Genomic DNA, 23018 nt, shown 5'->3' with positions numbered 1-23018 from the left:
CCACCTGCACAATAGTCTTCATCCAAACAAAAACAACAAAAAAAGCTTCAATTCCACCAACCAGGAATGAAAGCTCTTCTAACCTACTAACTAATGATGATGCTCCCCATCACCATCCTCTACTACAGCACCTTCCTGAAGAAACTCCAGCTCACTTTCCGAAAGCTCCCCTACAATAAACTGTTTTTGAGGCATAATAATTGAATCGCCACTACTCGCATGTACTTTAATAAAGTACAACCCTTCACTCTCTAGTTTTTTACTTAACTGAAACGTTCCATTTCCTACCTCTTCAGCTTGCTCCATTTCAAATTTTACAGAACCATCTTGCTTCCATATTTCAAAGTGAACATAGTCTGCTGAGTCTACTTTTTCTTCACCTTGAGTAAGGACAACCTGAAATGGTGTATCGCGATTTGTTGAAAGAGAATCTGGTATGATAATATCGGCCATCAAGGGCTCTTCTTCTTTATACTGCTTCGCAACATCTTGTTTAAGCTCCAGTGAACAGGCACTGAGTATCAACAACATAAAAGAGAGCAGAAGTATAGCTTTAAATTTCTTCACGGTCACAACACCCTTACTTGTCAAATTACGCATTTAAAAACCTCTTCACAACAGGTATTCTTTGAATGATAAGCAAGTCAATGATCCATACGGCGATGATGGATAAGCCAACAAGTGGGAACAAAATACTTAATCCAATTATTAACACGAAAAATGGTCCCATCTTGAACATTCGTGTTGATGTTGGTGTACCCATTTCCTTTTTAGGCTTACGCTTCAACCATAGGTAAATCCCGCTTGCCACAACAAGAATAATACCTAAACAAATGAAAAGACTTAATAGCTGGTTCAGAAAACCAAATTGAGTACCTTTATGCAAGGTGACTCCTAGCGCAACCATCTTACCGACAAAACCATAGTGGTCATAACGATAATCGGCTAGAACTGCTCCTGAGTATTGATCAACATGAATTGTTGCTTCATCCTGAGCTCTTGGAGGAAAGGCTGACAACGTATATACCCCTTCTTTATCACTTGGGATATTAATTGTATAAGTTGGATGCATTCCTTCACGATTTGCAATGTCAACAACATCGTCGATTTGGAGTGGAATAAAGCCTTGCAGATCAGATTTTGGTACATCCAAGGTTTCTGCGGCCCATGGAACATCTGCTACATCCTTTGTTTGAACGATTGATGTTGGAGCACTCCCAACCCAAACAGAAGGTGGGTAGCCCGTCCCAGCATTTGTTGCAATGGTTTGGAAGTTAGTACCCCAGAATCCTGACCATGGTAAGCCTGTTAAAATTAAAAATAACATCCCTGCTGTTACCCAAAAAGCTGGAACTACATGTAAGTCTCTTCGGAAAATCTTTTTCCCTTTGTTTAATCTAGGGATCAATACTCCTGATAAATCTTGCTTCTTTTTTGGAAACCATAAATAAAGTCCAGTTACAATAAGAACAATTGCCCAGCAAGCAGCTAACTCAACTATTCGGTCACCGATTGTACCTACCATTAACTCACCATGAATCTCCTCAATTTTATTCATGATCCTGTCTTCACTATTTAACTCTCCGATTACCTCTGCAGTGTAAGGATTAACAAACACTGTCAAAGTTTCATTATTAGATGAAATCGTTACTTCACTTGATCTTGAATCACTTTCACCTGGACGATATTTACTCACAACAGCGTCAGGATACTCATTTTTAACTGTCTCAATTTGCTGTGTTGCTGAAATTTTTTCACCTTGTGGATTTACCTCATAATATTCCTGATAGAGCAGTTGTTCAATCTGTGGTTTAAATAAATAAACGGCTCCTGTAATTGCTAATATCATTAGAAAAGGGGCAAAAATAATCCCCGCATAAAAATGCCATCGCCAAACAGTCTTGTAAAGGGATGGATTTGTCTTCTTTATCGTTTGCTTCTTTGTTTTAATTGGGACTGCTTCCATTAAAAAAACTCCTTCTTATTCTTGAATGATTCATTAGTCTAAAGAAAGAATAACGGCAAATTGTGTGGAAAGAATGAAGTTTTTATCTTTTTTGCATCTATTTTTCCCCATAGAAAAAGGAGTTGCTACAACAACTCCTTTCACTATCGAGACACACTTTGGCTGCTCGCCCTTTTTTCTGTCCCGATTCTGCCACTATCGAGACATATTTTGACTGCTCGCTCTTTTTTCTGTCCCGATTCCGCCACTATCGAGACACACTTTCACTGCTCACTCTTTTTCCTGTCCCGATTCTGCCACTATCGAGACACACTTTGGCTGCTCGCTCTTTTTTCTGTCCCGATTCCCCAACTATCGAGACACACTTTGGCTGTTCACCCTTTTTTCTGTCCCGATTCTGCCACTATCGAGACACACTTTGGCTGTTCACCCTTTTTTCTGTCCCGATTCTGCCACTATCGAGACATATTTTGGCTGCTCGCTCTTTTTTCTGTCCCGATTCTGCCTCTATCTAGACACATTTTGGCTGTTCACCCTATTTTCTGTCCCGATTCTGCCACTATCGAGACATATTTTGACTGCATGCACTTTTTTCTGTCCCGATTCTGCCACTATTGAGACATATTTTGACTGCTCGCTCTTTTTTCTGTCCCGATTCTGCTACTATCGAGACACACTTTGGCTGCTCGCTCTTTTTTCTGTCCCGATTCTGCCAATATCGAGACACACTTTCACTGCTCGCTCTTTTTTCTGTCCCGATTCTGCTACTATCGAGACACACTTTGGCTGTTCACCCTTTTTTCTGTCCCGATTCTGCCACTATTGAGACATATTTTGACTGCTCGCTCTTTTTTCTGTCCCGATTCCCCAACTATCGAGACACACTTTCACTGCTCGCTCTTTTTTCTGTCCCGATTCTGCCACTATCGAGACACACTTTCACTGCTCACTCTTTTTTCTGTCCCGATTCTGCCACTATTGAGACATATTTTGACTGCTCGCTCTTTTTTCTGTCCCGATTCTGCTACTATCGAGACACACTTTGGCTGTTCACCCTTTTTTCTGTCCCGATTCTGCCACTATTGAGACATATTTTGACTGCTCGCTCTTTTTTCTGTCCCGATTCCCCAACTATCGAGACACACTTTCACTGCTCGCTCTTTTTTCTGTCCCGATTCTGCCACTATCGAGACACACTTTCACTGCTCACTCTTTTTCCTGTCCCGATTCTGCCACTATCGAGACACATTTTGACTGCTCGCTCTTTTTTCTGTCCCGATTCTGCTACTATCGAGACACACTTTGGCTGTTCACCCTTTTTTCTGTCCCGATTCTGCCACTATTGAGACATATTTTGACTGCTCGCTCTTTTTTCTGTCCCGATTCTGCTACTATCGAGACACATTTTGGCTGCTCGCTCTTTTTTCTGTCCCGATTCCCCAACTATCGAGACACACTTTCACTGCTCACTCTTTTTTCTGTCCCGATTCTGCCACTTTCGAGACATATTTTGACTGCTCGCTCTTTTTTCTGTCCCGATTCTGCCACTTTCGAGACACATTTTGACTGCTCGCTCTTTTTTCTGTCCCAATTCTGCCTCTATCGAGACATATTTTGGCTGCTCGCTCTTTTTTCTGTCCCGATTCTGCCACTATCGAGACACACTTTGGCTGTTCACCCTTTTTTCTGTCCCGATTCTGCCATTATCGAGACATATTTTGACTGCATGCTCAAAGGAGTTGCTACAACAACTCCTTTCTCATTGGGTGATAGTATTAGAAAAGCTTTTCTCAAAAACCTATAATGTTTTTACCATATGAAGTGTCTGCCATACTGGATCATCCTCGGCTAGTATCTCTTTGTAACCTTGAGATTTCCAAAAAGGAATCGCACCAGGCAGGAACGGGTGAGTATGTAGATATAATGATTGATAACCAGCATCACGACTAAAACTAGTTGCAATAGTAGATAATTCTGTACCAATACCGTACCTTCGATAATCTGGATCAATATAGCATTTTACAATTTCAGCTGCTTTCGTAAGAGGATAAGTTTCACTTAGTTGATGAAAACGACCATCGTAGGGTATTACACCTATGGATCCTATGATTCTATCTTCAGTAACAACCGTAAAAAAAGCAGCATGATCAGGTTGAATATAACAGTTTTCAAAATGGAGAAGATCTTGAGGAAGCATTTCATGATCTAACATAGGAAAAAGCTCTTTTCTCATTTTCATAACAAAGTCTATTACAGAGGAATAGTTTCCTTCTAGAAGTTTATTCATTTTATAGTTAGGATGTTTAGTCATTTCACTGATTTCCCCTTTTTAGAGACTTTTCATACTGTTACATATTATAAACAATATAGCATGTTAAACAACAGCTTATTTTTCATCACATCTATATTATTTAGATACATGAAAAAAAGTCTCTAAACTCCACGAGCCACTATTGGGCAGGGAAGGTTTCAGAGACTTAAACTTAATTGTAGAGATCAATTATTTCATATATTTTTCGTTTCCTTATTTTCAACAACCTCATATTTCCCCTTATTCATATGATAATAGAAATATGCCCCTATTAAAATCCAACCAGCGACCATCACCCATTCATAGGGCCAAATGAGTGCAGCAGGCATTCCCGGCATGTATAATAAAATAAATCCTAAGCTTAAAAAGAGAGCAATCCACCCCACTGCATTTTGCTTGCCAGCCTTAAATGGGCGGTCCATGTTTGGCTCTTTTTTACGCAAAATAATAAAGGATAAAGCCACTAAAAAGTAGGCAACAACGATACCAAGTCCCCCAGCATCAACAATCCACACGAGTGCCGGTCTTCCTAATAATGGTGCTAATGTTGCTAAAGCACCAAGAAAGATGACTGCATTTGAAGGTGTTTTATGTTTTGGATGCAAATATCCAAACCAAGCAGGCAGCATTCCTGAGTTTGCCATAGCATAAATAATACGGCTGCCTCCGATAATAAATGCATTCCAGCTAGTAACAATCCCGCAGATTCCTCCGAATATTAAGATATTTGCGAAAATTTTAGATCCAAATACAGCTGCCATTGCATCAGCAGTTGCTAATTGTGAGATACTTAATGCCTCATGATCAAGCGCCATAGACACGCCAAAGGCAATAGCCAAGTAGAAAACAACCGCACAACCTACAGAAAAAATAAGAATCTTCCCAATATCTTTTGCAGGAATATTCGCTTCTTCAGCAACTTGTGGAATAACATCAAATCCTACAAAAAGAAATGGTACCATGATCAGCACTGTCATGATTCCGCCCACTCCACCGGTGAAAAGCGGCTGAAGGTTTTGTGAGTCTCCATTTGTCCCTGCTCCAAATACAAGTAATATCCCAATCCCAACAATAAAAACTGTTAAAACAACCTGCATAAATGCTGCTGGCTTTAAACCAAAATAATTAAGGGCTGTAAGCAATATCGCCCCAACAGATCCAATTAATACCCAGGTCAGATAAACATCCCATCCACCTATTGTCCATAAGTAACCAACCTGATAGTTTGGAAGTAAATAATCTATAACAGTTGGTAGGGCAACAGCCTCAAATGTTACGACTGAAACATATCCTAATGTAATTGCCCACGAAGCAATAAACGCAGCTTTGCTTCCCATTGCCCTCTCAACATAATGATGCTCTCCTCCTACTGCAGGCATGGCAGATGCGAGTTCAGCATAGGTCAGCCCGACAAAGGTTACGAGTAATCCCCCTATAACAAATGCTATGATTGCTCCTGCGGAACCTGCAGATACGATCCAATTTCCAGAAAGTACAACCCATCCCCAACCGAGCATCGCACCAATGGCTAAAAATAAGACATCAACCTTTGTTAAAACCTTTTTCAGCTCTTTTTCTTGTTTCATCTCCTTCATCCTCTCAATCTATGTACTTTTCTGCATTTTAAAATGGTATATTTAGCCGTAACTCACAATCTAGTTTCTCTTATGTATAGCTTAATGCCCAAATTCCAGTGGGCATTAAGCTCATTAATCATTTTATGCCTGATTAAAAACAACTAACTTCTGCTCAGTCATTTCCTCAATCGCAAATTTTACCCCTTCGCGCCCAACTCCGCTCTCTTTTACACCACCATATGGCATATGATCAACACGGAATGTTGGGATATCATTGACCATAACTCCTCCAACATGTAGCTTTTTCGTTGCCATGAGAGCGGTATGAATATTATCTGTATAAATTCCGGCCTGTAATCCGTATTGTGAATCGTTCACATTGCTAATGGCCTCTTCAACAGAGCTTACTTTGTTAATAAGAACGATCGGTGCAAACACCTCTTGACACGAAACTTTTAGCTTAGCATCAACATCTGTTAGAATCGTTGGCTGCAAGACATTTCCTTCAGCAGCTCCGCCAGTTAATACCTTTGCTCCTCCTTGCTTCGCTTCTTCAATCCAAGCTAGAGCACGATCAACATCACGTGGACTAATTAATGCTGAAACATCTGTGTTAGGATCAAGTGGATCTCCTATTTTGAGTTGCTTAGTTGCTGCCACCATTTTCTCTACAAACTGCTCATACAATGATTCATGAATATAAACACGCTGCAATGAAATACAAACCTGGCCTTGGAAAGAAAAAGCCCCCATCACACAGCGGTCAATGATTTTATCAAGATCAATACCTTGATCAATAATAACAGCTGCATTTGAACCAAGCTCCAATGTCACTCGTTTTAAGCCTGCTTTATTACGAATACCAATTCCGACCGCAGGACTTCCAGTGAACGATATTTTTTTCACTCGATCATCTTTGACGATTTTTTCTCCAACAACAGACCCCTTACCAGTGACAATATTTAAAGCACCATCAGGTAAACCAGCTTCTTTAAAAATATCTGCTAAAAATAAGGAAGATAGTGGTGTTTGTTCTGCTGGTTTTAACACCACTGTGTTTCCTGATGCAATCGCTGGACCTACTTTATGTGCAACCAAATTCATTGGGAAATTAAATGGTGTAATCGCACCAATCACACCGATCGGCTCACGAACTGTATAAGCGATTCGATTTTCTCCACCAACAGCTGCATCAAGAGGGATTGTTTCTCCATGAATGCGTTTCGCTTCCTCTGCTGAAAATTTATAGGTTGCAACGGTACGACTCACTTCACTAAGTGCGGTTTTATATGGTTTTGCAGCTTCAGCAGAAATGATTTTGGCCGCTTCGTCTGCACGCTCTTCAATGAGATTTGCCACCTTTTCTAAAATAGAAGCCCGCTGATGTGCCGGCATTTCAGCCATGATTTCATTTGTTTGATAAGCCGCAGCAATTGCTTTATCAACATCTTCCTCAGTTGCGGAAGCAATTTCAGCAATTTTTTCATTATTGTAAGGAGAAAGTAAATCTTTATAAGACTCTGTTCCAATCCATTCTCCATTAATAAATAATTGTTTTTTCATTTATATCCTCCTTATCCTTTTACAGCATCCTTTGTTACTGACGTAAACGTTTCGTCTAGGATGGAAATGAGGGATGTAATATCCTCTTTTGTCATGATTAGCGGTGGGGCAAAAACAAGTGTATCTTGACCATCAAACACAACAGATCGAAGAATGAGTCCTCTTTTCGCTGCTTCATTAACAAGTTGAGGTGCTAATGGTGATGCAAAACGTTCGTTTGTTTGCTTATCTTTTACGATTTCAATAGCACCCATTAAGCCTAACGCTCGAACTTCACCAATTATGCTATGTTTTTCCTGTACTGATTGAAAGCCTTTAAGCATCTCTTGACCCATTACTGCTGCATTTTCAATCAAATTTTCACGCTCAATAATTTCGATATTTTTAAGTGCAACGGCACAGGCCATTGCATGACCACTGTACGTATAGCCATGAAGCAACGTCCCAGTCGATAGTTCTTTAAATTCCTTGTGTAATGTCTCAGAGATCATAACCCCGCCTAATTGAGCATATCCGCTTGTTACACCTTTTGCAAAACACATCATATCAGGTGTTACGCCATAATGATCGATACCAAAATATGTTCCAGTACGGCCAAATCCTGTAATAACTTCATCAGTGATAAAGAGAATATCGTATTCATCACAAATTTCACGAACTTCCTGGAAGTATCCATCTGGGGCAATGTGAACTCCACCCGCTCCCTGAACTGGCTCAGCAATAAATGCTGCAACGGTTTCAGGTCCTTCTTGTTCAATTAAGCTTCGCAGTGATTCTGTTGAAAAATGATCAACATAATGAAAATCGGGAGCTATTGATGTAGTGAAATCCCGAAATGGTTTTAGTCCTGTCGCACTTGTAGCCCCCATTGAAACTCCATGGTATGACTTTGTTCTAGAAATTATTTTTTGTTTATTCGGCTTACCTTTTAAAACCCAATAATGACGAGCAAGCTTATAAGCCGTATCATTTGATTCCGATCCACCTGATGTGAAGAATGTTGTTGATAAGTTTCCTGGTGCAATCTCAGCCAGTTTTGCTGCTAAACGAATTGCCGGCTCATTACTGAATGTTGCAAAACAAGAGCTAAAAGCTAATTTTTTCATTTGCTCCTTCGCAACTTCACTAATTTCCTCACGGCCGTGCCCGATATTAACATTCCATAAAGAAGACATTCCATCTATTAGCTTGTTTCCCTTCATATCTGTTAGAAAAACTCCGTTGCCCTCTGTAAAAATGAACGATGGACCTTCTTTTTGCTGCTGTCCGATCGGTGAAGTTGGATGTAAAAAATGTTTCTTATCTAATTCCGTTAATTCTTCCATTTTGTTTGTATCAATCACGACTAACAACTCCTCTAATAAAATCTATACTTTCTTTTCTCTATTGCAAGTTTCGTGCCAACTTTCCCCTTTGATTTGATAAGGTAACTTTCATCATTTTGATTCATTTTCAAATCAAATATGTTAAAATTGATTTATATTCAAATCAACTAAACATTTTAATTCATAAATGAATCAATATCTTACATAAATCTAGGGAGGATGTATGGAAAAGCACATACTCAATATGGTGTTAGATAAAATTATCGAAACCTCCAACAACAATATTACGATTACAGATCATCAGGGAGTTATACTTCGGTCTAATCCAAATCATTGGTCAATCTATGGAATTAAGGCTGATCAATACCTTGGAAAATCTGTTTATCAGCTCCAAAAAGAAGGCATTTTATCTCCTTCTATTCATGCAATGGTTCTAGAAAATAAGAAAACTTGCCAAATTTTACAGCATACCAAAACGGACAAAGTGGTTATGGCTACAGGTTTTCCTATTTTCGACGAACAAGGTAACATCGTGTGCGTCATTAGCTATAGCCAAGATCAAACCGAAATTTTGAATCTACAGGAAGAATATAAGAGATTACAAACAAAGCTCGTTAGCTATCAAACCGAGGTCGAGGAGCTTCGTGAAAAAGATGCTGAGCAATATGGAATATTGTTTCGCAGTCAATCTATTGAGCAAATTGTTAAAACCATTTATCGTGTATCAAAAACAGATGCAACTGTACTTCTTTTAGGACCTTCAGGTGTAGGAAAAAGTACGTTTGCCAGGATGCTACATGCAAACAGCACTAGAAAAGATGAACCTTTTATCGAGGTAAACTGTAGTACAATTCCTGAAACATTGTTCGAATCAGAAATGTTTGGCTATGAGTCCGGCTCTTTTACAGGTGCAAATAAACAAGGAAAACAAGGACTGATTGAGCAAGCAAAAGATGGCACACTTTTCTTAGATGAAATCGGGGAATTGCCTTTAAGTGTTCAAGCAAAGCTACTACGTGTTCTGCAGGAGAAAAAAGTGATGAGAGTTGGAGGAAAAGAGGAAAGACACATCAATTTCCGCTTAATTGCTGCGACAAACCAAGATATTGAGTCTATGGTTGAAAAAGGAGAATTCCGTTTAGACTTATTTTATCGAATTAATATTATTCCACTTCATATTCCTCCTTTACGTGAGAGAAAAGAAGATATCCCGATTTTACTTCAACATTATGTTAAAGGTATTAATGAAAAATATCAGTTATCAAAAAAACTACATACAACAACGTATGACTTATTTATACAATATGAATGGCCGGGAAATGTTCGTGAGTTGGAAAATATATTAGAACGAGTTATGCTAACAACTGATGAGGACATCATTTATCCTGAACATTTACCAGCTCCTATTAAAAAAGAACATCTATCCGAATCTGCAATACTACCATTTATTGACTACCATATCGATGAAGGGCATAACTTAAAAGAAGCTGTTGAACAGGTAGAAAAAAGATTGCTATATAAAGCAATGGAACGCTGCAAAACAACTTATGAAATGGCTGAATACCTCGGAATCAGCCAGCCTTCTATTGTTCGGAAATTAAAACAATACTCTATAAATATGAAAGAAGAACGAAGGAAATAGCTCCTTCGTTCTTCTTCATTATCCAACTTCTTCAGCAAATCTCTTTCGTTTTGATGAGGAAGGAATGTTTAGTTCATCTCGGTACTTCGCAATCACTCTTCTCGAAAGCTCAATCGAATGTTCTTCTGCAAGGATGTGTACAATCTTTTGATCTGATAATGGCTTTAATTTATTTTCTTGATCAATCACTTGCTTCATCACCTTTTTTATATGTGAAGCAGTTGTACTACTAGCAGTAGAACTAGTATAGAGTGAATGAGTAAAGAAATACTTTAATTCAAAAATTCCTTGTGGTGTTTCCATATATTTATTGGATGTGATCCGGCTTACCGTTGATTCGTGCACTTCCAAATCCTCTGCAATGTCTTTTAAACTAAGAGGCTTTAATGCTTCTGAGCCTTTATAAAAAAAGTCTCTTTGTTTTTCAACAATTGCTTTAGCAACACGGTACAGTGTTAACTGCCTGTGGTTAACACTTTTAATTAGCCATTGCAGTTCTTGATATTTTTCTTTTACATATGAATTTATTTCTTTATCTTTTAACAAAGATTTATATTGTTCTTGAAATTGTATCTTTGGAATCAGCTCATCATTTACCGAAACCACTAATTCTCCATCCACCTCAAGCACCGAAACATCAGCAGCAATATACTCTGGAACATCAAGGCTAAAAGAACTTCCTGGTCTTGGCTGTAATTGTTGGATGACATCATGAACCTTTTGGATTTCTTCTAAAGAGATTGATAGTTTGTTTGAGATAATCTTCCATCTTTTCTTAGCAAAATCCTCTAAGTACTCGGCAACAATCATTTCAGCAAGTTCATTTTTTTCCGGACTTCTTTTTAGTTGCAACAATAAACATTCCTGTAGATTACGAGCTCCCACACCAACGGGATCTAAGCTTTGAAGCAGAGATAAAAGTTGTTCCCCCTCGGTTGAGGTTATCTTTAAGTCTAAACAAAGCTCCTCTACATCTTCAGTAAAATAGCCATTTTCATTTACATGATAAATAAAATATCGTACCTGCTTCTTCATACGCTCACTTAGATTCAGAAGACTTATTTGGCGAATGAGATGTTCTTGGAGGCTCTCTCCTTCCCCAGTGAGAAAATCCAGGGGAGATAGTTGTTTATCTTGCTCTTCATAACGAATCGTTGTGTTTCTTTTAAAATCGCGATCTACAAAAATATCCTTCGAGTCATGATCTTCCATTTCAAGTAAGGGATTCTCTAATGACCTTTCTTGGATAAAATCTGTTAGCTCCACCGTCGAAAATTGCAGCAATGAAATCGCCTGTGCCAGCCCTTGAGTCATCGTTAAACTTGTTACTTGTTGTTGAAAAAGTCCTGCACTCATTTGCATTATACTCACCTGTTTTACTTTAAGATGAGTTCATTGTAACGATCATCACAGGAAAAAACAGGGAGATTGTTAGAAGATCTAACCATGTTTTTTATAATACCTTATTACATATCAAGTTCCTCAAACTTAATCTCAGGTGGCGGGCTTTTAAATAAATTTGTTGTAAAGGCTAAATAGATAATACCAAGTCCTGTCCAGATTAATCCGATGATGATAGAGAAAAGATCTAAATTGATCCAAAGATAAATGATAAAAATTAAACCTAAACAAGGTGCAATGATATTACTTATTATGTTACCAGCTGTTCGTGCTTGTTTTGTTTTTAAAAACGAGATAATGACACATAAATTAACAAACGAAAAAGCGGTAAAAGCCCCGAAATTAATTAAAGAGGTTGCTGTTTCTAAATCTAAAAATAAAGCAGACAACGCTAGAATACCTACTAGAATAATATTTAGTACAGGTGTGTTTTGTTTTGGGGAAATGTATCCAAAGAAAGACTTAGGAATAACCTTGTCTCTTCCCATAGCAAATAATAAACGTGATGCACTTAATTGAGCCGCTAATCCTGATGCAAATACCGAAACTAATGCCCCACTAATGAAAAGTGATAAAAAGAAATTTCCTCCTATTATATAGGCGATTTCTGGTGAAGCACCTTCGATATCTTGAAAGACAGAAACATCAGGAAAAAGTGACTGCATAAAGTAAGTAACTGTGAAGAAAAACACCCCACCTATAGTAGCAACGATTAAGATTGCTTTCGGAATATTTTTTCTTGGATTAATCGTTTCTTCTGAGAGAGTTGTGATTGCATCAAATCCGATAAAAGATAGCGCTAGTAAAGCAGCCCCAGCAAGTAATGGTGACATTTCCATGTTTGCAGGAAATAGAGATTGTAGTGTAATAAATTGATGAGCTCCATCACTATTAATCGTTCTAATATTTAAATAAATAAAAATGGCCCCAACTAAAAATTGAAAAATAACAAGCAATATATTAATAGATGCTGTAATTTTCACCCCGAAAATATTAAAAATCGTTATAACAGCTATTAAACCGATCACCCAAACCGCTTCAGGAATAGTTGGGAATCCAGATGACAAATAAATATTGGCTAGTAATGCATTAATCATTGGCAAAGCAAGATAGGCAATAAAAGTCACCCAGCCTACAAGGACTCCAATGTATGGGTTCATAATTTTTCTGGTATAAGTATAAACAGAACCTGATATTGGGAACATTTTTACTAATTTACCATAGCTTAGAGCAGTAAATAGAATGGCAGTAAATACAACTAAATATGAAGCTGGAACATACCCTCCGGATGCATCCGAAGCAATTCCAAATGTATCAAAAACAGCAAAAGGAGACATATAGGCAATCCCAATTGCGATCACATGTATTAATTTCAATTGTCTTCGAAGCTGACCATTATTATTTTCTTTTACATCCAATTTAAAAACACCCTTCCTACTATGTTTTTTCTCTAGCAAGTTAACAACTTTCTATGTTAAAAGTACTTGATTAATAGCCCGCCTAAGCGGCGGGAATATTCTAGTTTATTCAAGATTAATCCAAACACTCTTAACCTCAGTATAATTAGAAAGAGCATATGAACCCATTTCTCTACCAAATCCAGATTCCTTATAGCCACCGAATGGAACTGCTGCGTTCGTAATATTATAACAATTCACCCAGACAGTACCTGCTTTTAATAGATTTGCTACTTTATGAGCATGTTTTACATTTTCAGTCCAAACTCCTGCTGCTAAACCATATGAAGAAGCATTTGCTCTTTCAATTACTTCTTCGAGATCATCATAAGGCATTGCAACAACAACTGGTCCAAAAATCTCCTCTTTCGCAATTGTCATATGATCCTCAACCTCTGTAAACACGGTAGGAGTAACATAATAACCAGATTCTCTTGTTTTCCCACCTACTAGTAAATGAGCTCCTTCTTCTACTCCCTTTTGAATATAAGAAGTGACGATTTCTTGCTGTCTTTTAGAAACTAATGGTCCCATCGTTGTTGATTCATCTAACCCATTTCCTAATTTAACTCTGTTTGCATAGTCTACTAATTTATCGGTTACTTCTTTGTACATATTCCTCGGGATGAAAACTCTTGATCCAGCACAGCAAACCTGTCCTTGATTAACCATAATACCTGAAAACACTCCTGGAATGGCTTTGTCTAAATCTGCATCAGGTAAGATGATGTTTGGAGATTTCCCACCAAGTTCTAACGTTACACGCTTTAACGTGTCTGCCGCGATCTTCATGATTCTCTGACCAACAGGTGTAGAGCCTGTGAACGCAATTTTATTAACTTTTGGATGACGAACTAACGCCTCACCAGCAATTTTCCCAAACCCATTTATGATATTAATAACACCTTTAGGAAAGCAAGCCTCCTCTATTAGCTTCCCAAGATAAATAGCCGAAAGCGGAGTTTGCTCAGCTGGTTTAAGAATAATTGTACAACCAGTTGCAAGAGCTGGAGCTATTTTCCACATTGCCATCATGATCGGAAAATTCCAAGGAATGATTTGCCCAACAACTCCAACTGCTTCGTGTCTTGTATAGTTTAAAAATTCTCCAGACACAGGAATTGTTTCACCGTAATTTTTATTTGTCCAACCAGCAAAGTATCTTAAATTTTCGATCGCATTTGGTAAATCAGCTGATAACATTTCATTGATAGACTTACCATTATCTAGCGTATCTAATTGAGCTAGTATTTCCATATCACGTTCCATTAGATCTGCTAACCTATTCATTAACTTTGAACGCTCATAAGAACTAATCTTAGTCCATTCACCATTTTCAAACGCTTCAGCCGCAGCTTCAACAGCCAAATCAACATCTCTTGGCCCCGCTTCATAAACCTCAGCAAGAATTTCTTCTGTAGCAGGATTGATTGTCTCAAAGGTTCTTCCTTCTACTGAATTCTTCCATTCTCCATTAATAAATAATTGTTTAGGTCCTTGTAAAAAGGTAATAACATCTGGATGAAGTTGAATCACTTCCAAACCTCCTAGTTAGATCATAATGTTTGTGAAAAAGATGCTAAAGCATCATCCAAAATAGAAATGGTCTTTTCAATCTCCAGTTTCGTAATAGTTAATGGAGGTGCAACCGCGATTATATTCATCCCTGGCTCAAAATCAAAGCATCTTATTAAAAGTCCTCGTTTGTAACACTCATCAACAACTGAAACGGCTGCTTGTGCGGACTGCTCAAAAGGGATATTGTGATCTGGATTTTTCATTAAATCAAAACCAGCAAGTAGTCCAACATTTCTTTGATTTGTGAAAATCTCATGTTTTTCGTTTAAATAGTGAAAACCCTTTTCTAGTTCAATGCCCATTTGACGAGCGTTTTCAACTAGTCTTTCATTTTCAATAATTTCAATATTCTTAAGCCCTACAGCACAAGCGGTTGGGTGGCCACTATACGTAAAACCATGTGGAAGAACATCATCATAATCCTTAATCACATCGGCAACTAGATTATTCATCACAACACCACCAAGGTGTGCATACCCACTTGTAACTCCTTTTGCAATACTCATTAAATCAGGAACAACATCCCAATTATCTACACCGAATAACTCTCCTGTTCGACCAAAACCACAAATGACTTCATCCGCTATCAGTAAAATATTAAACTCATCACAAAGCTTTCTCACTGCTTTCAAATATCCTTCAGGAGGTAGATGAACGCCACCAGCTCCCTGAATAGGCTCGAGAATGACGGCTGCCACATGCTCTGCCCCCTCACTCTCAATAATGCTTCTGATACATCCAGAAAACTCAGGGTGAGATTTGTCTCCAAGTTCACATTCTGTTAAATGAGCTTTTGCATTTAAAATATCAGGATCTGATGAGCCAGAAAAATTTCTAAATGCATCAATGCCAGTTGCCCTCTGCGCTGAAACTGTTACTCCGTGATATCCTCGTCTTAATGAAATAATTTTCCTTTTATTCTTAAAACCTTTTTGTTCCCAATAAAAACGTGATAGTTTAAAAGCTGTATCGTTTGATTCAGATCCTCCGGAAGTATAAAAAATCGTATTTAAATCCCCAGGAGTGATGGAGGCTATTTTCTCTGCTAAACGGATAGCCGGCTCATTTCCATATCCATAGAAAGTTGAGCTATATGCCATTTTCATCATTTGCTCATGTGCCACATCCGCTAATTCTTTTCTTCCATGACCAACATTGACATTCCATAGCATTGACACTCCATCAATATAGGAACGATTATGAACGTCTTTCACATAAACACCTTTTCCTTCAGAAAAGATAATCTTTGGTCCTACTGATGCATGAACCTTTGGCACGGCTACAGGGTGGATGATATGTTTTTTATCTAAATTACTTAGCTCTTCAAAATTTGTTTTTGTTAGTAATTCCTCTTGTTTAAATGTCATGTTTATTCGCTCCCAACATATTCATTTTCAGTTGATAGACTAAGAGTAACTGATAAAAGAAGATTAGCTCCTTTTTCAATATCATCTTCTAGTGTTTTCTCAAACACATTATGACTAATTCCATTAATACTAGGTAAAAAAATCATTCCAGTATCACCTAAATAACTCATATATTTAGCATCATGTCCTGGACCGCTGTACATTCTTTTAGATGAAAAATTTAACTTTTCAGCAGTTTCAGAAATAACATTTGTTATAAGCGGTGAAAACGTAACAGCATTCGAATTCCAAGGAGTTTGAATCGTTAACTCCACTTGATGTAAAAAGGCAATTGTGCTTAATTGTTCTTTTAATCTTTCGATTGCGTCATTTCTGATCTCATCATCTTGATGTCTGATATCAACCGTAAATTCAACTTCACCCGGAATAACATTTGCAACATTTGGACTAACATTCAACTTTCCTACCGTTGTTTTTAACCCCTCAATCTCACGAGTAAGCCCATTAATAAGTGTGATCATTTTGGATGAAATGACTAAAGGATCTTTCCGATTTTCCATAGGAGTTGGTCCTGCATGATTGCTTTCTCCAATCACTTTAACCGTTAACCAGCTCATTCCTTGAATTCCTTCAACAATTCCGATTGTTTTGTTCTCTCTTTCTAATATAGGTCCTTGTTCAATATGAAGCTCTATGAATCTTTTCACTGATTTAATCCGATTTTCCTCATCCCCCATATAGCCAATTTCCTTTAGAGCTTCTTCAAATGTTACTCCGTTTGTATCTTTTAAGTTATAAATAAAATCTTTGGTAAATACTCCGGCAACCCCACCTGATCCTAGCATCGGTGGTGAAAATCTTGCGCCTTCTTCATTTGTAAAATTAATGATTTCGATCGGATAATCCGTTTCAATGTTATGCTCATTTAATACACGAATCACTTCTAATGAGCTCAAAACACCGAGTATTCCATCATAACGACCACCACAAGGTTGAGTATCAAGATGGGACCCAATTGCTAGTGCATGCTCATTATTTTTTCTACCAGGTCTTCGCCCATATATGTTTCCAAAATCATCCACTCTTACCTCAAGATTTTCTGCTATCAGCCATTCGCAAAATTGATCTCTCATCAATTTATCTTCATGTGTTAGAGCTAATCGATTTAGCCCTCCATTATCTATCTCTCCTATTTTCGAACTAATATTAATTGTTTCTAGAAGCCTAGTTCTATTAATACTTAGTTTAGTTGTTTCCACTTCTTCCCCTCCTCACTTTACTAGGTGCAAGATCTATGCCAAATGAAAAATTGATGTTAAATAGACAATTTTTCAGAATAATGATACTATTAACACGCAAATGAATCGATTCCGCATCAAAGTTGAATCGATTTCGACTAACTGATTCGATATCGACTCAAAAGGAGATGACGTATGAGTTTACATAGTGAATTTTTCACAGCTGTTCTTAATCATCTTAATGATGGAATCTTTATAGCTGATCATAATGGAATAGCAAAATGGCTTAATAACACAAGCACAAAACAGTTAGGATTAAGTCGAGAGAAAATAATTGGAAAAACCGTCGAGGAATTAGAAACAATGGGGGTTTTCACTCCATCTGTCACAAAAATAGTTTTAAAATCAAGAAAAACAACAACAAAAGTACAAACCTCAAAAGGTAGACAATATCTCGCAACAGGCTATTTAATTAAAATAGAAGGAACAGAATATGTGGTTGTTCATGTTAAAGATGTGACAGAAACCGTAAAAGCCTCACTTAAGCTGGAAAAAACGGAAGCATTAGTAAAGCAATACTGGGAACAAATTCAAGAAATGAAATTATCTCAAAAAAAAGAAATAGATCATAAAAAGATCATAGGCAAAAGTAAAAAACACATTGAAATGATTGAGTTAATTAACAGAGTGGCAAGCTTTGATGCAACTGTTTTGTTAACTGGAGAGTCTGGTGTAGGAAAAAGCTTTTCAGCAGAAGAGCTTCACTTAAAGAGTCAAAGATCTGATCAACCATTTGTAAAAATAAATTGTGGTGCAATACCAGAAACATTAGTTGAATCAGAATTATTCGGCTATACGAAAGGAGCTTTTACAGGAGCTAACTCCAAGGGAAAACAAGGTTTAGTTGAAAAAGCTAATGGAGGTACACTGTTTTTAGATGAAATTGGGGAGCTACCTCTACACCTACAACCAAAATTACTGCAATTATTACAAAATAAAACATACATTCCGATTGGAAGTACCGAGGAAAAAAAGGCAGATATTAGAATCATAACAGCAACAAACCAAAATCTACAGGTAATGGTGAAACAAAAGAAATTTAGAGAGGATTTGTTTTACCGCCTAAATGTCATCACAATACAAATACCTTCTATTAAAGATCGAAAAGACGACATTCTTCCCCTTCTTTACCACTACTTAGAAAAATTCAATTATAAATATAACCGAAATGTCGCTTTTAACAAAGAAACATTGGAACAATTACAGCATTACGAATGGCCTGGGAATATTAGAGAAATAGAAAATACAGTAGAAAGATTAGTCATCACAGCCTATAACAACCGCATCTCGTTAGAAGACCTACCAGAAGATATTCACAAAAAATCAATAACGACCAGTGAAACTACCTCTAATAAAATCTCAACATTACAGTTAAATCACCAAAGCCTAACAGAGTATATAGAAAACATTGAAAAAGAAATGATTCAACATGCATTAATTGAGCATGGCACTGCAAGAAAAGCTGCTACTGCACTGGGAATTACACAATCATCTATCACCAGGAGAATTAAAAAATATGATATACATAACGTCTAGTTTAAGAATTGGCACACTTATTGCATAACTATTTATGAATTGAATTTATTAATAGCTAAAATTTATTGATTAAAATACACCTACTATATATTCAAAGATTAGGAGGATCATAGATGGTTGTACAGATTACTAGCACACCAAAAAAAGATGGATTTAGAATGCCTGGAGAATTTGAGCCACACAAAGGAACTTGGATGCTCTGGCCAACACGAACTGATACATGGAGAGCAGGTGCAAAACCAGCACAACGGGTATTTGTTGAAGTAGCAAAAGCAATTTCAAGATTTGAACCCGTTACAATGTGCGTATCCTCTGATCAATTTGAAAACGCCCGTGCCAAGCTACCAGAAAACATTAGAGTTATAGAATTATCTTCTAATGATGCTTGGATGAGAGATATGGGACCTACATTTGTAAAAAATGATAAAGGTGAAGTCCGCGGAATTGATTGGGGATTCAATGCTTGGGGTGGTCTGGAAGAGGGACTATATTTTCCTTGGCATTTGGATTTGCATGTTAAGAAGAAAGTGCTTGAAATTGAACAATTAAAAAGATATGACGCTTCTGAACTGATTCTTGAAGGTGGTGCCATTACAGTTGATGGTGAAGGTACATTAATTACAACAGAGCAATGTCTACTTAATTCGAACCGTAACCCTTCATTTTCAAAGGAAGAAATTGAAAAGAAACTAGATGATTACTTAAATATAAAAAAAGTCATTTGGCTTAAAGATGGGTTAGTTGGTGATGAAACTGATGGACACGTAGATGAAATTGTCTTTTTTATCCGACCTGGTGAGGTAGCAATTGGATGGACTGACGACCCGAACCATTCACAGTATGAGGTTTTAAAAAATGCCTATGAGATATTAAAAACCGCAACAGATGCAAAGGGAAGACAGTTAAAAATCCATAAAATTCATCTTCCCGACCAAATACTATTAACACCATCTGAAAGTGAAGAAATTGACTTTGCTCATAACAGCTTCCGTCGCTCAACAGATGTAACATTCATTTCCACTTATATTAATTGTTATTTATGCAATGGTGGTGTGATACTACCTGTATTTGATGATCCTCAAGATGAGGTTGCCATCGAAGCTTTCAAAAAAATGTTTCCAGATCGAGAAATCGTTCCTGTAAACACTAGAGAAATATCTGTAGCAGGAGGCAATATTCACTGTATAACTCAGCAACAGCCATTACCATAATTTCTTTGGTAGATAATTGCCCACATAAAAAACCCGAATAGAAACCCTTCACAACAACTTCTACTCGGGTTTTTCTTTCTATTAAAAATCAAAAAACATCGTACAAAACATTCTCAGAAATCTTCAACTCCGCTTCAGTCGAATCAACAATATCTTGAACACTATACCCTTTTGCCACTTCAACTAAATGTAGTCCGTCCTCTTTCACATCAATAACAGCCCGATCTGTAATAATTCGATCAACAACCCCTTGCCCTGTTAATGGCAAAGTGCACTTTCTCAAAATTTTAGGTTGGCCAACTTTGTTCACATGCTCCATAATAACGATAATCTTTTTTGCACCATGAACTAAATCCATTGCACCGCCCATACCTTTAATCATTTTACCTGGAATCATCCAGTTTGCTAGATCACCATTTTCGGATACTTCCATTCCACCTAGAATAGCAACATCAATATGTCCGCCACGAATCATCGCGAATGACTCGGCATTACTGAAAAAGCTTGCCCCTTTAATGGCTGTAACAGTTTCTTTCCCCGCATTGATTAAATCCGGATCTACCTCTTCTTCTGTTGGATAGGGTCCAATCCCTAATAATCCATTCTCAGATTGAAGAACAACATTTTTATTACCAGAAATATAGTTCGCAACCATTGTTGGCATCCCAATACCTAAGTTCACATAAAAACCATCCTGAATTTCTTTTTCAGCTCTTTGGGCAATTTTCACACGTACATTTGTCATACTATTCCCCTCCTCTATTATTTTATTTAGATTTAACAGTCAAACGCTCAATTCGCTTTTCATGCTCTCCAACAATAAGTCCTTGAACATAAATGCTTGGCGTATGAATCGCATCTGGATCAAGCTCACCTACTTCTACAATTTCTTCCACCTCTACAATGGTTACTTTTCCTGCAGCAGCCATAATTGGGTTAAAGTTTTGTGCCGTTTTTCGGTAAATAACATTTCCTAATTTATCAGCCTTCCAAGCTTTTATTAAACTAAAGTCTGCGGTAAGAGCCTCTTCTAATAAATATTCTTTTCCATTAAATTCTCTCGTTTCTCTTCCTTCTGCAATAGGTGTTCCTACACCAGCTGGCGTATAGAACGCTGGGATTCCTGCTCCACCTGCACGAATTTTTTCTGCTAACGAACCTTGGGGTGTAAGTTGAACTTCTAATTCTCCACTTAATACTTGTCTCTCAAACTCTTTATTTTCTCCAACATAAGAAGATACCATTTTTTTAATTTGTTTATTATTTAGTAGTAAACCTAGTCCCCAATCATCTACACCACAATTATTCGAAATAACCGTTAAATCTTTTACATTTTTATCACGAAGAGCTTTAATAAGATTTTCAGGAATTCCAACTAATCCAAAACCACCGACCATTAATGTCATAGTATCTTTAATTTCTGCAACCGCTTCTTCAAAGCTTGTAAATATTTTCTTCATCCTCTATACCCCTCTCTCTTAATAGGCTTCAATAATCGTTGAAACACCTTGACCGCCACCGATACATAATGTTGCCAATCCATATTTGCCATTGCGACGTTTCAGTTCGTGAATAAGTGTCGTTAATACTCTTGTTCCACTCGCTCCAATCGGGTGTCCCAATGCAATAGCTCCTCCATTTACATTTAATTTATCTTTTGAAAATTGAAGATCTTTTCCTACTGCTAACGATTGTGCTGCAAAAGCTTCGTTAGCTTCAATAAGATCTAAATCTTCAACTCTTAATCTAGCTTTCTTTAATGCTTTCTTAGTTGCCGGAACTGGACCAATTCCCATAATACCCGGATCAACGGCAGCACTTGCATTTGCTCGAATCGCTGCTAAAGGCTTTATACCAAGTTCTTTAGCCTTGCGCGCACTCATCATTAGTACTGCAGCAGCACCATCATTAATTCCCGAAGCATTACCAGCTGTTACCCTCCCATCCTTTTTAAATGCAGGTCTTAACTTTTCCAGCTTTTCAACAGTTGTCCCAGGCTTAACATATTCATCCTTATCAAATAGAACGGGTTCCCCTTTGCGTTGCGGGATCGTAACCGGCACGATTTCATCTTTAAATCTTCCTTCTTTCAAAGCCTTTTCTGCTTTTTCCTGACTCCATGCCGCAAATTCATCCTGTTCCTGACGTGATAAGTTGTATTGATCACAAATATTTTCTGCCGTAATCCCCATATGATAATCGTTAAACGCACACCACAATCCATCATGAATCATACTGTCGATCATCTTTTGATCACCCATTTTGTAACCTTCTCTTGCTCCCATTGTAAGGTAAGGCGCTTGACTCATATTTTCCATTCCACCAGCAATGACGATTTCGGCGTCACCTGTTAAAATTGCTTGTGAAGCTAAGTGAACAGCCTTTAATCCAGAGCCACACACTTTATTAATCGTGAAACTGGAAACATGTTGTGGCAAACCTGCTCCTATCGCTGCTTGCCTTGCTGGATTCTGACCAAGTCCTGATTGAAGCACATTCCCCATAATCACTTCATCTATCATATCTCCATTAACTCCTGCTCTCTCCATCACCGCATTAATAGCAATTGAACCTAATTGAACAGCACTTATATTTTTCAAGCTTCCGCCAAACTGTCCTATCGGAGTTCGTAAAGCGCTTACAATTACAACCTCATTTTGACTCATCTCCAAGTTCCCCCCTTAATAAGAGTTTATTCTGAAGCTTTGTTCTATATTTACTTATTAATTTACAGCAATCTAACTTATGAGTAAAATGAATAATAGTTATAAAATTTATTACAAATC

17 protein-coding genes are annotated in these 23018 nt (G+C 37.6%); 3 read left to right on the top strand and 14 right to left on the bottom strand.

Features of this window, described 5'->3' with window-relative positions; translation table 11 throughout:
* Positions 1 to 90: 90 nt before the first annotated feature.
* From D9842_RS00345 to D9842_RS00310, 6 genes are all read right to left on the bottom strand, one after another.
* Positions 91 to 600, bottom strand: a complete 510-nt coding sequence (locus D9842_RS00345; protein ID WP_257535957.1) for a FixH family protein — start codon at positions 598 to 600, stop codon at positions 91 to 93.
* Positions 593 to 1966 (bottom strand): PepSY-associated TM helix domain-containing protein, encoded by a 1374-nt coding sequence (locus D9842_RS00340; protein ID WP_121660763.1) that lies wholly within the window; start codon positions 1964 to 1966, stop codon positions 593 to 595. Before D9842_RS00340 ends, D9842_RS00345 begins: the two co-directional genes overlap by 8 nt.
* A 1798-nt stretch (positions 1967 to 3764) precedes the next feature.
* Positions 3765 to 4277 (bottom strand): GNAT family N-acetyltransferase, encoded by a 513-nt coding sequence (locus tag D9842_RS00325; protein ID WP_121660760.1) that lies wholly within the window; start codon positions 4275 to 4277, stop codon positions 3765 to 3767.
* A gap of 194 nt (positions 4278 to 4471) precedes the next feature.
* Positions 4472 to 5863, bottom strand: coding sequence for an APC family permease (locus tag D9842_RS00320; RefSeq protein ID WP_121660759.1), 1392 nt, complete (start codon positions 5861 to 5863; stop codon positions 4472 to 4474).
* Between the two features lie 132 nt (positions 5864 to 5995).
* Positions 5996 to 7417: an aldehyde dehydrogenase family protein gene (locus D9842_RS00315; RefSeq protein WP_121660758.1), complete on the bottom strand. Its 1422-nt coding sequence runs from the start codon at positions 7415 to 7417 to the stop codon at positions 5996 to 5998.
* A gap of 11 nt (positions 7418 to 7428) precedes the next feature.
* On the bottom strand, positions 7429 to 8742 hold the full coding sequence (locus D9842_RS00310) for an aminotransferase family protein (protein ID WP_121664891.1): 1314 nt from the start codon (positions 8740 to 8742) through the stop codon (positions 7429 to 7431).
* Positions 8743 to 8965: 223 nt separating this feature from the next.
* Here D9842_RS00310 and D9842_RS00305 point away from each other — a divergent pair, with 223 nt between their 5' ends.
* The gene (locus tag D9842_RS00305; protein ID WP_121660757.1) at positions 8966 to 10384 is read left to right on the top strand and encodes a sigma-54 interaction domain-containing protein; all 1419 of its coding nucleotides are present in this window, start codon (positions 8966 to 8968) and stop codon (positions 10382 to 10384) included.
* Positions 10385 to 10402: 18 nt separating this feature from the next.
* Here D9842_RS00305 and rpoN read toward each other — a convergent pair whose 3' ends face one another.
* The 5 genes from rpoN to D9842_RS00280 all read right to left on the bottom strand — a co-directional run bounded on the left by rpoN (position 10403) and on the right by D9842_RS00280 (position 17446).
* Positions 10403 to 11740, bottom strand: a complete 1338-nt coding sequence (rpoN, locus tag D9842_RS00300; protein ID WP_121664890.1) for an RNA polymerase factor sigma-54 — start codon at positions 11738 to 11740, stop codon at positions 10403 to 10405.
* Between the two features lie 110 nt (positions 11741 to 11850).
* Complete coding sequence (locus D9842_RS00295; protein ID WP_257535956.1) at positions 11851 to 13203, bottom strand: APC family permease; 1353 nt, start codon at positions 13201 to 13203, stop codon at positions 11851 to 11853.
* Between the two features lie 105 nt (positions 13204 to 13308).
* Positions 13309 to 14784, bottom strand: a complete 1476-nt coding sequence (locus tag D9842_RS00290) for an aldehyde dehydrogenase family protein (RefSeq protein WP_257535955.1) — start codon at positions 14782 to 14784, stop codon at positions 13309 to 13311.
* Positions 14785 to 14798: 14 nt separating this feature from the next.
* The gene (locus D9842_RS00285) at positions 14799 to 16187 is read right to left on the bottom strand and encodes an aminotransferase family protein (RefSeq protein ID WP_121660755.1); all 1389 of its coding nucleotides are present in this window, start codon (positions 16185 to 16187) and stop codon (positions 14799 to 14801) included.
* Between the two features lie 2 nt (positions 16188 to 16189).
* Positions 16190 to 17446, bottom strand: a complete 1257-nt coding sequence (locus tag D9842_RS00280; protein WP_121660754.1) for a M20 family metallo-hydrolase — start codon at positions 17444 to 17446, stop codon at positions 16190 to 16192.
* A gap of 174 nt (positions 17447 to 17620) precedes the next feature.
* Here D9842_RS00280 and D9842_RS00275 point away from each other — a divergent pair, with 174 nt between their 5' ends.
* Together D9842_RS00275 and aguA are read left to right on the top strand one after the other, a co-directional pair.
* Positions 17621 to 19021, top strand: coding sequence for a sigma-54 interaction domain-containing protein (locus D9842_RS00275; protein ID WP_121660753.1), 1401 nt, complete (start codon positions 17621 to 17623; stop codon positions 19019 to 19021).
* Between the two features lie 113 nt (positions 19022 to 19134).
* A complete protein-coding gene (gene aguA / locus D9842_RS00270; RefSeq protein WP_121660752.1) occupies positions 19135 to 20232 on the top strand; it encodes an agmatine deiminase in 1098 nt (365 codons plus the stop codon).
* A gap of 88 nt (positions 20233 to 20320) precedes the next feature.
* Here aguA and D9842_RS00265 read toward each other — a convergent pair whose 3' ends face one another.
* The 3 genes from D9842_RS00265 to D9842_RS00255 are packed head-to-tail and all read right to left on the bottom strand — an operon-like array spanning position 20321 to position 22898.
* Positions 20321 to 20977: a 3-oxoacid CoA-transferase subunit B gene (locus D9842_RS00265; protein WP_121660751.1), complete on the bottom strand. Its 657-nt coding sequence runs from the start codon at positions 20975 to 20977 to the stop codon at positions 20321 to 20323.
* Positions 20978 to 20999: 22 nt separating this feature from the next.
* Positions 21000 to 21692 carry a CoA transferase subunit A gene (locus tag D9842_RS00260; RefSeq protein WP_121660750.1) on the bottom strand — a complete coding sequence of 231 codons (693 nt, stop codon included), beginning with the start codon at positions 21690 to 21692 and terminating at the stop codon, positions 21000 to 21002.
* A gap of 18 nt (positions 21693 to 21710) precedes the next feature.
* Positions 21711 to 22898 (bottom strand): acetyl-CoA C-acetyltransferase, encoded by a 1188-nt coding sequence (locus D9842_RS00255; RefSeq protein ID WP_121660749.1) that lies wholly within the window; start codon positions 22896 to 22898, stop codon positions 21711 to 21713.
* Between the last annotated feature and the right edge of the window lie 120 nt (positions 22899 to 23018).

This window comes from Metabacillus litoralis (genome assembly GCF_003667825.1).
In the GTDB taxonomy this organism is placed as follows: Bacteria; Bacillota; Bacilli; order Bacillales; family Bacillaceae; genus Metabacillus; species Metabacillus litoralis_B.
This window is presented reverse-complemented; position numbering and strand designations above follow the sequence as displayed.